This is a genomic window from Piscibacillus halophilus (assembly GCF_900110685.1).
In the GTDB taxonomy this organism is placed as follows: Bacteria; Bacillota; Bacilli; order Bacillales; family Alkalibacillaceae; genus Piscibacillus; species Piscibacillus halophilus.
In genome coordinates this window covers 34862-50257 of the sequence record NZ_FOES01000017.1, presented here as the reverse complement: position 1 = coordinate 50257, position 15396 = coordinate 34862, and the positions used below count along the sequence as shown (strand labels likewise).

General features: G+C 36.3%; 18 protein-coding genes. 16 read left to right on the top strand and 2 right to left on the bottom strand.

Going from position 1 to position 15396, the window contains the following annotated elements; all coding sequences use genetic code 11:
- From BMY57_RS09135 to BMY57_RS09095, 9 genes are all read left to right on the top strand, one after another.
- Window positions 1–303 (top strand): hypothetical protein (locus tag BMY57_RS09135; protein ID WP_256205286.1); only part of this gene is annotated, 303 nt, incomplete at its 5' end.
- A 117-nt stretch (window positions 304–420) separates the two neighbouring features.
- A complete protein-coding gene (locus BMY57_RS09130; RefSeq protein ID WP_091773710.1) occupies window positions 421–1137 on the top strand; it encodes an ABC transporter ATP-binding protein in 717 nt (238 codons plus the stop codon).
- Window positions 1137–2162 (top strand): ABC transporter permease, encoded by a 1026-nt coding sequence (locus BMY57_RS09125; protein ID WP_091773709.1) that lies wholly within the window; start codon window positions 1137–1139, stop codon window positions 2160–2162. The genes BMY57_RS09130 and BMY57_RS09125 overlap by 1 nt, the downstream gene beginning before the upstream one ends.
- A gap of 13 nt (window positions 2163–2175) precedes the next feature.
- Window positions 2176–2832, top strand: a complete 657-nt coding sequence (locus BMY57_RS09120) for a TetR/AcrR family transcriptional regulator (protein ID WP_091773708.1) — start codon at window positions 2176–2178, stop codon at window positions 2830–2832.
- 51 nt (window positions 2833–2883) lie between these two features.
- Complete coding sequence (locus BMY57_RS09115; protein ID WP_091773707.1) at window positions 2884–3732, top strand: gamma-glutamylcyclotransferase family protein; 849 nt, start codon at window positions 2884–2886, stop codon at window positions 3730–3732.
- A 14-nt stretch (window positions 3733–3746) separates the two neighbouring features.
- The gene (locus tag BMY57_RS09110; RefSeq protein WP_175615524.1) at window positions 3747–3986 is read left to right on the top strand and encodes a GIY-YIG nuclease family protein; all 240 of its coding nucleotides are present in this window, start codon (window positions 3747–3749) and stop codon (window positions 3984–3986) included.
- Between the two features lie 98 nt (window positions 3987–4084).
- The gene (locus BMY57_RS09105) at window positions 4085–5497 is read left to right on the top strand and encodes an alanine/glycine:cation symporter family protein (RefSeq protein ID WP_091773705.1); all 1413 of its coding nucleotides are present in this window, start codon (window positions 4085–4087) and stop codon (window positions 5495–5497) included.
- 194 nt (window positions 5498–5691) lie between these two features.
- Window positions 5692–5886: a PspC domain-containing protein gene (locus BMY57_RS09100; protein WP_091773716.1), complete on the top strand. Its 195-nt coding sequence runs from the start codon at window positions 5692–5694 to the stop codon at window positions 5884–5886.
- Window positions 5887–5928: 42 nt separating this feature from the next.
- Entirely contained in the window at window positions 5929–6123 is a 195-nt protein-coding gene (locus BMY57_RS09095) for a DUF6366 family protein (RefSeq protein WP_091773704.1), read from the top strand.
- 221 nt (window positions 6124–6344) lie between these two features.
- Here the strand turns inward: BMY57_RS09095 and BMY57_RS09090 are convergent, their stop codons facing one another.
- A complete protein-coding gene (locus tag BMY57_RS09090) occupies window positions 6345–6668 on the bottom strand; it encodes a winged helix-turn-helix transcriptional regulator (protein WP_091773703.1) in 324 nt (107 codons plus the stop codon).
- Between the two features lie 137 nt (window positions 6669–6805).
- Between BMY57_RS09090 and BMY57_RS09085 the strand changes: the two genes are divergently transcribed.
- On the top strand, window positions 6806–7336 hold the full coding sequence (locus BMY57_RS09085; protein ID WP_091773702.1) for a YceI family protein: 531 nt from the start codon (window positions 6806–6808) through the stop codon (window positions 7334–7336).
- An 83-nt stretch (window positions 7337–7419) separates the two neighbouring features.
- Here BMY57_RS09085 and BMY57_RS09080 read toward each other — a convergent pair whose 3' ends face one another.
- On the bottom strand, window positions 7420–8340 hold the full coding sequence (locus BMY57_RS09080; RefSeq protein ID WP_091773701.1) for a glycerophosphodiester phosphodiesterase family protein: 921 nt from the start codon (window positions 8338–8340) through the stop codon (window positions 7420–7422).
- Between the two features lie 182 nt (window positions 8341–8522).
- On the opposite strand from BMY57_RS09080, the gene BMY57_RS09075 reads away from it, so the two are divergent.
- The 6 genes from BMY57_RS09075 to BMY57_RS09050 all read left to right on the top strand — a co-directional run bounded on the left by BMY57_RS09075 (window position 8523) and on the right by BMY57_RS09050 (window position 15326).
- Window positions 8523–9896 (top strand): dipeptidase, encoded by a 1374-nt coding sequence (locus tag BMY57_RS09075; protein ID WP_091773700.1) that lies wholly within the window; start codon window positions 8523–8525, stop codon window positions 9894–9896.
- A 152-nt stretch (window positions 9897–10048) separates the two neighbouring features.
- Window positions 10049–10729 carry a metallophosphoesterase family protein gene (locus BMY57_RS09070; protein ID WP_256205285.1) on the top strand — a complete coding sequence of 227 codons (681 nt, stop codon included), beginning with the start codon at window positions 10049–10051 and terminating at the stop codon, window positions 10727–10729.
- Between the two features lie 42 nt (window positions 10730–10771).
- Window positions 10772–11182, top strand: coding sequence for a hypothetical protein (locus tag BMY57_RS09065; RefSeq protein WP_091773699.1), 411 nt, complete (start codon window positions 10772–10774; stop codon window positions 11180–11182).
- A 141-nt stretch (window positions 11183–11323) separates the two neighbouring features.
- Entirely contained in the window at window positions 11324–12316 is a 993-nt protein-coding gene (locus BMY57_RS09060; RefSeq protein ID WP_256205284.1) for a DUF3231 family protein, read from the top strand.
- 268 nt (window positions 12317–12584) lie between these two features.
- The gene (locus BMY57_RS09055) at window positions 12585–13982 is read left to right on the top strand and encodes a tyrosine phenol-lyase (RefSeq protein WP_091773697.1); all 1398 of its coding nucleotides are present in this window, start codon (window positions 12585–12587) and stop codon (window positions 13980–13982) included.
- Window positions 13983–14099: 117 nt separating this feature from the next.
- A complete protein-coding gene (locus BMY57_RS09050; protein WP_091773696.1) occupies window positions 14100–15326 on the top strand; it encodes a DUF2254 domain-containing protein in 1227 nt (408 codons plus the stop codon).
- Window positions 15327–15396 lie beyond the last annotated feature (70 nt).

Here is a 15396-nt window from a genome sequence, read left to right as displayed (position 1 = left end):
ATCATTACATGGAAGATGTTGAATCAGTTAATAAATGGAGGAGGTATGAGTTTGTCCCAGAAAAAAGATCAGGATAATTTGTTCGGAGACATCGATGAATGGTTAGAAGATGATCCTTTCGGATTGGATGAAGAAATCAAAATAGTTATATTTAAATGTCTTGACTGTAATGGAACTGATGAAGTACCTGATTATATCATCGGAGAGTTTAGTGTGGATAAAAATAATGATGAAGAGGTTGAGCTTCATTGCCCTCACTGTAATGGCACTATGATTAGAGCGAAGAATGTCCCAAGTGATTAGCACTCACTTGGGACGTAGTAAGTCGCGTTAGCGATTTTGTTCTGGGGTTGAATAAAAGGAAAAGTATGCATAAAATAAAAGTGAGTACTCACTCATTTTAAAAGAGAGGTGAAGCCAATGAGTTTTGTTGAAGTTAGGAATGTTTCGCATTCATTTGGCAGCGAGAACGTACTAAATCAGATTCAGTTAAGTGTTGAAAAAGGAAAAATCTTTGGTTTATTAGGACCTTCGGGTGCGGGGAAAACAACGTTGGTGAACATGATGATTGGTATTTTGACTCCGAACCGAGGTGAGATTTATATTGATTCGAAAAAAGTTCCTTCTTTTGATGTGATTGATATGACGGGATATATGGCTCAATCTGATGCTTTATATCAAGAGTTGACCGCTCGGGAAAATTTGGAATTTATCGGATCGATTTATGGATTGAAGTCTTCCGATTTAAAGAAACGAATCAATGCAGTTATGGAGACAGTTAACTTAATTGATCATTTAGATAAACCAGTTGAAAAGTATTCCGGTGGTATGAAAAGACGACTGTCTTTAGCGACGGCTTTGCTCCATGAACCTAAGTTATTAATTTTAGATGAACCGACAGTCGGAATTGATCCTGTACTAAGAAAAGAGATTTGGGATGAATTTAGAAATCTTCAACGTAATGGGATTACGATAATTGTCACGACTCATGTGATGGATGAGGCGGAAAAATGTGATGAGTTAGGTTTATTAAGGGATGGCGTGTTAATGGCTCAAGGAAGTCCTAGCGAATTAAAAGAAGAATATCAATCCGATTCTATTGAGGATGTTTTCCTATCCGTTGGGGGTGTGAAATAATGAGAGTGTTTGCGATTGTAAAACGTATTGCTAGACAGATGAAACGGGATCGACGTTCACTTGCGCTAATGATGATTGCACCATTATTTGTGTTAACTTTAATATGGTTAGTGGTGGATGGTGATGATTACGAGCCTAAAATTGTTTATGACAACTTGCCTGATCCAATTGTTGAAAGTCTAGAGGAACATACGGGGGAATTGACCACTGGGAGTGAAGAAGAAGCAGTTCAACTGATGCAGGATGGTGAATATGATGCCTATCTATCAATAGATGACCAAGCGCCTCATATTTTGTTAGAGGGTAGTGAGCCATCGATTAATTCTGCGGTGATGAGAGCCGTTCAAGACTCTTTAAAAAGTTTTGATTCATCCTCACAATTAAATGAACACGTGGTAGAATATTTATATGGATCGGCTGAATTAAATTTATTTGATCGTATTGGCCCTGTGCTTATAGGATTCTTCGTGTTTTTCTTTGTGTTTATTTTAGGAGGCATCTCTTTTTTAAGAGAACGAACCCACGGGACTTTAGAAAAATTATTATCCACTCCGATTAGACGGTGGGAGCTCGTAAGTGGCTACGTGCTTGGGTTCGGATTCTTTACGATAATACAATCACTCTTTATCGTGACGTTTGCCATTTATGTATTAGATATGTATATGGTCGGACTTTTTTGGGAACTTTTATTAGTTACGATTTTACTTGCGATGACCGCATTATCGTTAGCGACATTACTATCGACATTTGCCAAAAATGAATTTCAAATTATGCAGTTTATCCCGATCGTCATTATTCCTCAAGTCTTTTTTGCTGGTCTATTTAACCTTGAAACATTAGATCAATGGATTCAAGTAATCAGCAAATTTATGCCACTGACTTATGGGGCTGAAGCTTTGCAACAAATGATGATTCGCGGTGCGCATATACAGGATGTATGGTTTGAGATACTAGTTTTATTATGTTTTGCGTTTGTTTTCTTTGTTTTAAATATTAGAGTATTAAGAGGACATCGGACTTTATAATTGAGGTGCTTTTATGGATGAAAAAGATCTACTACACGAGCTCATGACCAATACAGATGATGAAATAAAATTAACTCCTAAACAAGCGAAAATTTTACAAGCAGCGATGGAAATATTTGCTGAGAAAGGCTACGCATCAACCTCTACAAGTGAGATTGCTAAGAGGGCTGGGGTGGCCGAAGGGACGATCTTCCGTCATTATAAAACCAAAAAAGAGTTATTGTTATCAATTGTGTCACCGATGATTACTAAGTTTGCGATTCCTTTTTTTGCGGACCATTTCATTAAAGAGGTATTCGAAAAAAAAGAAAATGAATCCTATGAGGAATTACTTCGTACTATTATCATTAATCGTTTTAATTTTGTTAAGAGGAATCAAAGCTTACTCAAAATATTGCTTCAAGAAATCAGTTTTCACGAAGAGCTACAAATAAAGTTTAAAGAAATTTTTATCGGAAAAGTTTATCCTCGTTTTACAAAATTAATTAAGCAATACACTGAACAAGGTGAGATATCTAATGACTTTAATCCTAATACGGTAATTAGGTTAATGATGACGACCGTCATTGGATTTATCATTACACGGTTCGTCGTTATGCCAAACCATGAGTGGGATGATGAATACGAAATTGAGCAAACGATTCGATTTATTCGTAACGGACTCCAATAATCGCCAACGACTTGTTGGCGATATAGTATTTTATATAAATGGGGTGAGAATATGGGACATTTTATTTTTGTTTATGGCACATTGCGTCATAATGAACGGAATCATGGACTTCTTAAGGATTCGACGTTAATCTCTCAGCAAGCTTGGACAGCTGGTAGATTAATAGATACAGGTCATGATTATCCAGCGTTACTTTTGGATTCTGACGAGCTCGTTTATGGGGAAATTTATGAAGTGGATGATGGAGTTTTAGCTAAGGTTGATGAGTTAGAAGGCTACACCGGACATCCTGAAAATGACCACTATCAGAGAACGGAACGGGTTGTTTTTAGTGACTTTGGTGAATTTAACGCGTTACTATATTATTATCCAAAAGAGGTTGAAAATGCTCCTGAAGTACCGTATGGCGATTGGCGATTAAAAACATTACTAGATAAAAAAGAGACACCGCTTTATTTTGCTTATGGATCTTGTATGGACCACGAACGGATTGACCAAGCTGGCATGTTGGATCAATTTAGGACAGTAGGAATGGGGCTATTAAAGAATCATGAAGTAAGGTTTACTGTTCGTTCGCATGATGGGGGTCGGGCCGATATTGTCGAAGCGCATGAGCACGAGGTAGAAGGCATTGTTTATGAAATTAGTGAACAAGCGATGGACTATTTATATGAACGTGAAGGGGTTTATATTGGGAAGTATCGCCCAGCGGTTATCGATGTGGAGATTCAGGACCAAATTAAACCTATGCTCACGTTCATTGTTAAAGAAAAGTTAGATGAAATCGCTCCACCTGATCATTATCTTAACGAAATCATTCGCGGTGGAACGCCACATTTAACGGAGTCTTATTTAAGGAAAATTGAACAGCGGGTCAATAGCTTAAGGGTGGGGGAATAGTGCATTATACATATATGCTGCGTTGTTGTGATCAATCATTATACACCGGTTATACCAATGATCTAGATAAGCGAATCGAAAAACATTTAAGTGGCAAAGCTTCAAAATATACTCGAGCTAGACTACCTGTTGAGTTAGTTTATTATGAGACATTTGAAACAAAATCAGAGGCGATGAGCCGAGAAGCACGAATCAAACAGCTTTCGAAAATAGAAAAGGAATATTTAATTAACAGTTTTCAAATGATAAAGTAGGAAAATAGTCATTTTTAAAAATCTATATTATTATTTTATGATGGTAATTGATAAAATTTGATTAGTAAAACGATTACATGATGAAGGGAGAAGGAAGAATGGATTTTTTAAGTACCCTGATTGATTATGGGAATACATTCTTTTGGGACTACATTTTAATTTATTTACTTATTGGTGCTGGACTTTATTTTACGTTCTTTAGTAAATTCGCTCAGTTCCGTTTATTCCCCGAGATGTTTAAAGTCATTACGGAGGAAGCGGTTGAACAGAGCGGGAAACGCGGAACGAACGCCTTCCAAGCATTCAGTATTAGTATTGCATCACGTGTTGGAACGGGTAACTTAGCTGGTGTTGCACTAGCTGTTGCGATTGGTGGACCTGGTGCTGTCTTTTGGATGTGGCTAATTGCTTTAATTGGTATGGCGACTGCATTTATTGAGAGTACGTTAGCTCAAGTTTATAAAGTGCCTGATAAAGATGGCTTCCGAGGAGGACCAGCATATTACATTGAAAAAGCGCTCGGTCAACGTTGGATGGCTGTATTATTCTCGGTTTTGATTACGATTACATTTGGTTTAGTTTTCAACGCTGTACAGGCAAATACGATTTCTGAAGCAGTTGAAAAAGCCTTTAATATTGAACATTATGTCACAGGAATTATTTTAGTTGTACTTGCTGGAATCATTATTTTTGGAGGTATTAAACGAATTGCCATTGTATCAGGTACGATTGTACCGATTATGGCGCTCATTTATATTGTGGTCTCACTCATTGTAGTTGTTATGAACATTAGTGAAGTTCCGCGTATTTTTGGTATGATTTTCTCTCATGCTTTTGGACTTGAACAATTTGTTGGTGGTGGGGTCGGTGCAGCCCTCATGCAAGGTATTAAACGAGGACTATTCTCGAACGAAGCTGGTATGGGTAGTGCGCCAAATGCGGCTGCAACAGCTGGTGTCAGTCACCCTGCTAAGCAAGGACTCGTTCAATCATTAGCGGTTTTCGTCGATACCATTGTTGTATGTAGTTTCACAGCGTTCATCATTTTACTTTACAATGATTTCGCTAGTCATACAGAAGATGGAATCCAATTAACTCAAACGGCTCTAAGTGAACAAATTGGTGACTGGGCAACGATTTTCTTAGCCGTTACGATTTTCTTATTCGCTTTTAGTTCTGTTATTGGAAACTATTACTACGGTGAGTCAAACATTGATTTCTTGAAGAATAGTAAAACTTGGAGAAACATATACCGTATCTTTGTATTAGGTATGGTGATGTTTGGTTCCATGGCAACGATTGATATTGTCTGGAATATGGCAGACTTATTTATGGCGATGATGGCGATTGTCAACTTAGTTGCTATTTTGTTGTTAAACAAAATTGCCTTTGCTATTTTATCGGATTATATGAAACAACGTAAGGAAGGAAAAGATCCATCCTTCCACGTGGATAATGTCCCCGGTCTGAAAAATGTTGAATGGTGGGGAGCGCAGGATCGCGAAAAATAATTATTAACATCAAACGCCCTAATTCATCAGAATAGAATTAGGGTGTTTTTAATACTTAAAGGTACGTTTATAAAAGTCATTGAAGAAAGTGAAACATTTATAATAGATGAGGATTTACATAAAATTTTATTACAAAATTATGGTTAAATGAGGGTAGTAGGTAAACAAAAATGAGTGAGGTCTAATTGAGTTTAATGAAGGCGAACCACGATAAAGCATTATTTGGGATTTGCGGTGGTATAGCGGAATACTTGAGCATTCCCTCTTTAGCTGTCAGACTCATTTTTGTTTTTACATTACCTATGTCGTTTATAATTTATATTTTTCTAATTATTTTAATGAACAACCGAAATCCTTATGAGGTGCGAGTGGCATTTTTTATTGTTTAAAATTGAAAGCTGTAAAATGTTTATTTTTAAGGGGGGTTCATAATGAGCGAGAATAAAGAGAGTCCCGAAGAAAGAAGAGAAAGACTAAGACAACAGGATATTAGAGAGTATGCTTCCAGCGCCTACAGTAGAGGTGGATTGCAAGATTTAGTAGGTGGTTTAAGTTGGAAAGCCACTGGGATGATCGTACTTGTATTGATATTAGGTTTTGTAATATATAACGTTTTCTTTCGCTAATAAAGAAAAATTGAATAAATCGTTTTCCATAATGAGGAAGTAGGAATGGATCCATTTTATTAGTGGGTCTAGAATTGAAGTAGAATAATATTGTTAATGAAAAAATGACAAAAAGACGATCGTTAAAATGATCGTCTTTTATTAAAATGGATAAAATCAAAAAAGAGCATTAAATTGCTCAACAATTTAATGCTCACTTTAACACACATAATATGACACTCTTAATTAACTGCTTCTTGCTCCATCCAATTGTCAGCCCAGTTTTGAATGGCGTTTAAAACGGGTTCGAGTGCTAATCCCTTTTCGGTTAAAGAATACTCAATTCTAACAGGCGTTTCATCGTAAACTGTACGTTTAACGATGCCCTCTTTTTCAAGATCTTTCAACCGCTCAGATAACACACGACCACTAATACCAATTTCAGATTCAATATGACAAAAACGTTGTGAACCGTTTAGTAATTGGAAAACAATTAAGCCGGTCCAACGTTTATTTAATATAGATAAAGCTTTTTCGAATTTTGGGCAAATGTTTGTATCGGCCATGATATTCACCTCTTTGTACCTATTATAACGTAAAAGACCTTTTTTTAAAATAGAAAAACCGACTTGACGTAACTAAATATAAATTGTATACTTACTTACATAAAGTAAGTTAATTATTTCAGAGGAGGAAATTTTAAATGGCTACAGTAAATTTAGACAAAGTACACAGTGCCGTACATTTTTCGGTAAAACACATGATGGTATCAAAAGCAAAAGGTGAATTCCAAGATTTTAATGTGGAGTTAAATGGCGATGTAAACAACCTTGAAGATGCAAGTGTTAAAGTTGTGATCGACGTAGCTTCAATTGAAACCAATAACGAAGACCGTAATGGTCACTTAAAATCCGGAGATTTCTTCGATGTAGAAAATCATCCGAATATCGTATTTGAAAGCAAGTCTGTAAAAAAATTAAGCGAATCTGAATACGAAGTAACTGGTGATTTAACGATTAAAGGAGTAACGAACCAAGAAACCTTCAAAGTTCACCACAATGGTGTTGCGAAAGATCCAATGGCAGGCAATATGGTTGCAGGTTTTGATGTGGAAGGTCAACTTAACCGAGAAGACTACGGTTTAACTTGGAATGCGGCATTAGAAACAGGCGGCGTTTTAATTGGCAAAGAGGTTAACCTAAATGCTTCGTTCGAATTAGTAATTGAAGAGTAAAATGGTAAAGCCAGGGTAAACCTGGCTTTTTTGATAATAAAGCGAACCTACTAATTAGGTTCGCTTTCATTTACAGATTCAAGTTATTTCCTCATTCCTTTTTCTTCTAAAATATCAATCAGCATATCTGGGCGGTCGGTAATAATACCGTCAACACCAGCATCAATCAGTTCTCTCATTGTTTCTTCGTCATTAATCGTCCAATAGTGGATATCCATACCAAGTCGTTGGGCGCCTTCGATAATTTCCTCTGTAAAAAAGTTAAAGAATTTATTTCTGACGGGAAATTGAATGGCATGTCCGTTCGGTTTGAAAAAGTTGCGTACCCATAATTTATTGGTAATGACAAAGTTAAATGCGGACTGTTCTCCTGTTCCTAGAGCGACTCGGCCCTCAGCGTGTTCATTAAATTCATCAATTATTTCTTGATCAAAAGATGAGACTAAGACTTTGTCTTCCATATCGTATTCTTGAATTAAATCCCAAAGTTTCAAGGCGATATCACCGTATAACTGTGGAGGGTTCGTGTGTTTGATTTCTAACATGTATTTCATGTCTGGATATTCCTGAAAAACTTCTTCTAATGTTGGTTTGTAGACGCCTAACCCTCTGAATGAATATTCCCCATTTAGGTCAAGAAAATGGAACCCAGCATCTAACATTTGGAATTCTTCTAACGTTAATTCAGACACAAGTCCAGATCCGTCTGTTGTTCGGTCGACAGAGGGGTCATGCATAAGTACTAAATGTCCATCTTTCGTTATGTGTATGTCGAGTTCAATTAAGTCAACACCGAGCTCTGCAGATTGTTCAATGGCTGCCATAGAGTTTCCAGGCGCGATTAAATCCCCGGCTCTGTGAGCGATGACCAATGGACCTTCATGTTCAGATTGTAATATGTCGTGCTGTACAACATTTGGTTGAGGTTTGATATAGAGTATATAAAAAGCTAAAGCGTAGACCAGAAAGATTGGTAATAGTATTTGGATGATTCTTTTTATCATATATTTCACTCCAGGAAGTTTACATTCGGGTCCAGTTTTTATATCTGTATGATAGCTATATACCTTTTTTCTACGTGATTATAACATTTTTAAATAATTTTTGGAGTTTCTTTAATGAATTGATGTTAAGGTAATGATAAGATATTTCTTAATAGATTAAAATATGAAAGGAGTTAGTCAATATGCAAGAGCAAGTTATTCAATATTTAAAAAACCATCGAGAAGAACATCTTAATCAATTAAAAGAATTTTTAGCTATTCCTAGTATTAGCGCTTTATCTGAACATCATGATGATGTTGTGAAAGCGGCTGAATGGGTAAAAGATGATTTATTAAAAAGTGGATTTGACAAAGCTGAAGTCATGCCAACTGATGGGAAACCAGTCGTATATGGTGAAGTAATAAAAAATTCAGATGCGCCGACAGTTCTAATTTATGGACATTATGATGTTCAACCGGTCGATCCTGTGGAGTTATGGGATTCAGAGCCTTTTGATGCAACGATTCGTGATAATAAATTATATGCACGAGGTGCAACAGATGATAAGGGACAAGTTTTCATGCATATGAAAGTAATGGAAGCTGTTCTGAATACAGTAGACACACCTCCTGTGAATTTCAAAGTATTAATTGAAGGGGAAGAGGAGATTGGAAGCCCGACTTTACCGAAATTCTCTGAAGAGCACCAGGAGATGTTATCAGCTGATTTAATTGTGGTATCTGATTCCGCGTTAATTGAAAAAGGCAAGCCAACCATTACATACGGTCTACGTGGATTAGCAGGTATTCAAATTGATGTTAAAGGTGCTAAAGGAGACTTACATTCTGGTGAGTATGGTGGAGGGGTGATGAATCCAATCCATGCACTCGTTAAAATTTTAGATTCTTTCCGAGATGAAAATAATAAAGTTTTAGTTGACGGGTTTTATGACAATATTCCTGAATTGTCTGGCGAAGAACGTGAAGCACTAGCTTCTGTTCCATTTGATGAGGAAAAATTACGTCAAGACTTAGAGGTTCCTGAATTAACAGGTGAAGCAGGTTACTCATATGTTGAGCGTACTTCTGTAAGACCTACGCTTGAGATTAATGGTATTTACGGAGGATTTCAAGGTGAAGGAATTAAGACGGTTTTACCTTCTGAAGCGACAACAAAAATTACGTGTCGTTTAGTCCCAGACCAAGATCCTGAAGAAATTGTTGAACTGTTAACTAAACATGTTGAGAAAAATAAACCTAAAGGTGTAGAAGTAAAAGTAACACCATTTGATAAAGGGAAGCCTTACGTCACACCATTTGATCACCCTGTGATTCAGACAGCTGCAAAAGCTTATGAAAAAGTTTATAACGAAGAAACAGCTTACATTCGAGGTGGGGGTTCGATTCCAATCGTGGCAGAGTTAGATCGTATTTTACAAGTTCCCGTTGTGTTAATGGGATTCGGTCTTCCTGATGAGAACTTACACGCACCGAATGAACACTTCCATTTAGAAAACTTTGATAAAGGAATGGAAACACTAGCACATTATTGGTTTATGTTAGAAGACGTTAAATAATTTAGTGGAAATAACACTCGATTTATTCGAGTGTTATTTTTTTGATCAATCAAAAGTATATGGATATTTATGTTAAAATAAATCTCAAGATTGCGATAAATGTGAAGTGGAAATATATCTTAGAAGTCGTGGATTATAGGAGGGTTAAAACTGTGAAAAGAGTAGCTGCTATTTATGATATTCATGGAAATTATTCAGCTCTTAACGCAGTTCTAGAAGAAATACAACAAAGTGACGCTGATGCGATAGTAGTTGGTGGCGATTTGGCTTGGGGACCTCAGCCTGCATTGGTTATGGAGCGGATTATGGCACTTGAGGAGAACATATTTATTATTAAGGGGAATGCCGATCGCGAAGTCGGAGAACGACACGGAATTGAAAAAGGGATTGATAAATGGGTTGCAGATATTAATCATTGGTGTTCAGATCAATTAACGGATGCCCAAATTGAGTTTTTAAATAAGTTACAAGATAATATTACTTTAAAGATAGATGGATTAGGTGATGTCTTATTTGTACATGGCTCACCTAGAAGTGATGAAGAAGCCATCCGTCAAGATACTCCTAAAAATGAAATTAAACCAATGATTGAGACAGTAAATCAAGATATCATAGTCTGTGGACATACACATGTTCAGTTTGATAGATCCGTATATGATAAAAGGATAATTAATGCAGGAAGCGTTGGGCTCCCAAGCGCCGCCAGTGGAGCTTGCTGGGTCATGCTTGGTCCTGAAGTGGATTTACGTGAGACAGAATATGATTATGAATTTGCTGCTAATCAAATCCGCCACATGAAGGACCCTGACATTTTTAACTTATCCTATAAATGAAAAGAGGAATCCGGGGAATTTAAAAAACGGGAGAGATTATGCATGAAATACTTAAGTGTGTCACTAGTTGTAGTAATCTTAATATTAAGCGCCTGTTCAAATGATGAAGAGGTTGTAACCTTTGAGAACAAGGATTTTGCTAATACATTAATAGTACAAAAAGTCGAAAACAGCTCATCCTCTAGTGATAAGAAAAAAACTGTAACCGATAAAGAAAAAATTGAAAAGGTATTATCGAAGGTCGAAGGTCTAAAAGTTAAGAAAATTAGCGTCGAAGATTCCATGGATCAATTACAAGGACAAGAAGTATATACGTTTGGTTTTTTTAAAGACCCTGAATCTGCTGAAAATGGGGAATATGCTTTTAACGTTTTAGAAGATGGAAAGATCCTGATTAATTACGACGATGTTGCTAATCCAAACACTCCTCTTATCACGCTGGACACACATTAGGATTTATTGAATGAAACAGTTATTAGAGATAGACTTTAAGTAAGATGAGCTATGTTCTATCCGGAAGTTTTTGATTAAAAAAATACATTTTCTACTGTAATTGAAGCATTATATAAATAAACATACAATGAATGGGGGGTAGTGACTATAAATAATTTAACTTCAGCAGAAATGGGAAAACTTTGGACAACATACAATGGCAATACGCTTGGAGTATGTGTGTTAAGTTATTTTATGGATAATGTCCAAGATAAAGAAATAAAAAAAGTTGTAGAGTTAGCCCTAGATTTATCTAAATCTTATAAACGAGATATTGAAAAAATATTTAATAAAGAAAGTTTTCCTGTTCCAATCGGATTTACCGTAGATGAAGATGTTAACTTTGAGGCACCACGGCTATTTGATGATGAATTTTATCTTTATTATTTACAATATACTGTTAAAGCAGGGCTGAGTCTTTATAGTGCTGCAATTCCGATAGTAACTAGGAAGGATATAAGAGAATTTTTTGTAAGAGTAGAACATGAAACAGCTAAATTGGCAGGCATTCTTCATGATGTTTTAAAGGCAAAAGGATTGTTAATGAATTCGCCCACTATGCCAAACCCCAAAAAAGTTGAGTTTGTAAATAATCAAAGTTTCTTAAATGGTTATTTCGGTGATAAAAGATCACTTCATGGACTAGAAATTGCACATTTATTTGATAATATTAACAACGACGTAATAAGTAAGGCACTAGTTTTGGCGTTTAGTCAAGGTGCTCAAGATCAAAAGATCAAAAAGTTTCTGGAACGTGGGGTAAAAATTAATCAAAAGCATATTGAAATGTTATCGAAAAAACTAACGGATGATAATTTGCCTTCTCCATCACTGCTTGATCATTTAGTTACGACATCAACCACCCCGCCATTCTCAGATAAACTAATGGTAGCTCATAAACTTGATATGTTTTCAATGAAAATAAGAGCTTATGCAAATGGAGCATCGTTAAACGGCAGAAGAGATCTTGGGGCATTATATTCACGTTGTATTTTAGATGTATCATTATATGTAGAAGATGCCGCTAACATTATGATTAATCAGGGTTGGTTGGAGCAACCTCCAATTGCGGTAGACAGGGAAAAATTGCATTAAATTAAGGTATGATTTATATGGACGTAGAAAGGCGATCATTATTTTGATCGCCTTTTTCTTTTGCCTTTTTACTATGAAAGATTCTCGACCTCATTCGGCGAAAATCTACAAATTTATCAGCATCATATCGTTCTTTTCGAGGTTTATCGACAGACCTCCCTATATCCTTCATTATTTTAAAGCGTTCATTCTTTACACCAAGTTCTTGCAGGAATAGAATAATTATTTAAACTGAAAATTAGGAATATTTATAAAAGGAGTTGGTGTTATGAATAAGCGTCGTACAGCGGAGCCTTACAAAATTAAAGCAGTAGAACCCCTTAATATGTTATCGAGAGAAGAGCGAGAGGAAGCACTAAAGCGAGCAGGTTATAATACGTTCCTGTTAGATTCAAAAGATGTTTATATTGACCTTTTAACAGATAGTGGTACGAGTGCTATGAGCGACCAGCAATGGGGGGCTCTAATGGTTGGAGATGAAGCGTATGCTGGAAGTAAGAGCTGGTATCGTCTTCGTGATGCCGTTCAAGAGATTTATGGTTATAAATATGTTTTACCGACCCATCAAGGTCGTGGGGCGGAAAATTTATTGTCTCAACTCATGATTAAAGAAGGCGATTATGTTCCTGGAAACATGTATTTTACGACGACGCGAACACACCAGGAGTTAAACGGGGGAACTTTCGTTGATGTTATTATTGATGAAGCTCATGACCCTTTTGCAGAACTAGATTTTAAAGGAAATATTGATATAACGAAATTACAAAAATTAATTGATGACGTCGGTGCAGATCGTCTTCCTTATGTTTGTTTAGCGGTGACGGTTAATATGGCGGGTGGACAGCCGGTGAGCATGGCTAACATGAGAGAAGTTTATGAACTTTGTCAGCATTACGGTATTTCTGTGATGTATGATGCCACGCGTTGTGTTGAAAATGCTTACTTTATTAAGGAGCGTGAAGATGGTTATCAAGATAAGACTATTAAAGAAATTTTAAAAGAGATGTTCTCTTATTCTGATGGTTGTACAATGAGTGGTAAAAAAGATGCTCTCGTCAATATCGGTGGTTTCTTAGCGATGAATGATGAGGAATTATACATTCGTTCTCGTGAACTCGTTGTGGTGTATGAAGGTATGCCAACTTATGGAGGTATGGCAGGGCGTGACATGGAAGCGATGGCACAAGGGATCTATGAAGCGGCAGATGATCATTTTATCGAACACCGTATTCAACAGGTACGTTATTTGGGTGAACAATTAATTAACGCTGGGGTTCCAGTTGTTCGACCAATTGGTGGTCACGCAATTTACTTAGATGCGAGACAATTTTTACCTCATCTAGAACAAGAACAATTCCCAGCACAATCGCTTGCAGCAGCTCTTTATTTAGACTCTGGTGTCCGAGGAATGGAAAGAGGTATTGTATCAGCTGGACGTAATAAAGAAACGGGTAAACATAATAAGCCGAAGCTAGAGTTAGTTCGCCTAACTATTCCACGTCGAGTGTATACAAATAATCATATGGATGTGGTTGCTGACTCGGTGATTGAGCTATATCAAAAACGTGATCAAATTACGGGCTTACAAATGGATTATGAACCACCAACGTTAAGATTCTTTAATGCACGCTTCTCACCATTAGTCGCGAGTAAAACGTTAATTTAAAGTTAAACGCCTCCCAAACATATTGGGGAGGCGTTTTTTAATGAATGGGACCCAATCATTCGTGTCACACTAAGTTCAAACATAGTAAAGAAGTGGTAAGTTTGGTAAAAAACAGTCATGTATTGTTTAATTGCTCTTTTCTTAACAGTCGGAATTATATTAGTAGATTATGATTATTACAATGGAATTGATCGTTACATACCTGAGTTTTTCTATACCAATGCCGAGCTTGGTAAGGATATCTTAGGGGTGATTGCTGGGGCACTTTTAACGATGACGGCGATTACGTTCTCCACGATCATGATTGTGCTGACGACTTATTCCTCTCAATTCTCACCTCGAACATTGCAAAATTTTTTAACTGACCGAAGAACATTAACGGTGCTTGGGGTATTTATGGGTGGCTTTCTATATTCAATTATTTCCCTTTTATTTCTTCGAGTCGAATTCGAAGATAAACAAATATTAGCAGCAACGTTTTCGGTTATGTTATCCCTTATTTGTCTAGGATTTTTTGCATTTTTCATTCAACACGTCGCCACGTTTATTCAAGTATCAAATCTTATCTCAAGTATTACTGAAGAAGCTAAGCGCAATTTAGAAACGTATCACCAAAAAGTAGAGAAATCCGAGGTAATTAAGGAAAAAGCTAACCCTATTATACCGAGCGAATTTAAAATAGTATCCAAAGTTGTTAGTCCAAGGTATGGATACCTTCAAATTATTGATTACGATCATCTTTTTGAAATAGCTAAAAAGGAAGATTGGATTATTCAATTAAAACAAGAAATTGGGAGTTTTGTTGTTGAATCGACAGTGATTGCAGAAGTTTTTCAGAAGGAAGAAAGTAGAGTTCCAGATGAGTTAATAAATGCGTTTACACTTGGAAGAGAGCGTAATGCGAGTGAAGATGTACAGTATACGATTCAAAAGTTAGAAGAAATTTCGCTTCGTGCGATTTCAAGCGGTATTAATGATCCTCATACTGCGATTGATTGTATTCAACATTTGGGAAAAATTTTATTACTTATCATTAAATATCATAAAGAACATTTGGTGTATGAAGATCATAAGCAGGTTAGGGTGATAACAAAGCAGCGACAGATGAGAGACATTTTATACCAGTCGTTTTATCAAGTCATTGATCATATGGGTAAAGACGTTTCAATCTTATTCGTAATTATGGATACGCTTATTTTAATTGGTGAGGAAAGTGATGAGAGAGTGAGGTTGATTATTCGAGATTTATATGATTATTTAAAATCTCATTTCAAAATGTCAGAACTGAAGGCATTTGATCGTTACTATTTTGAACAGAAGGAACATCGTTTGCTTCAATTATAGACAAAAGTTCTAAATATTCTAAATTGACTGTTTCTCATTTTCATCATTATAATACAAGTATAGTTATGTC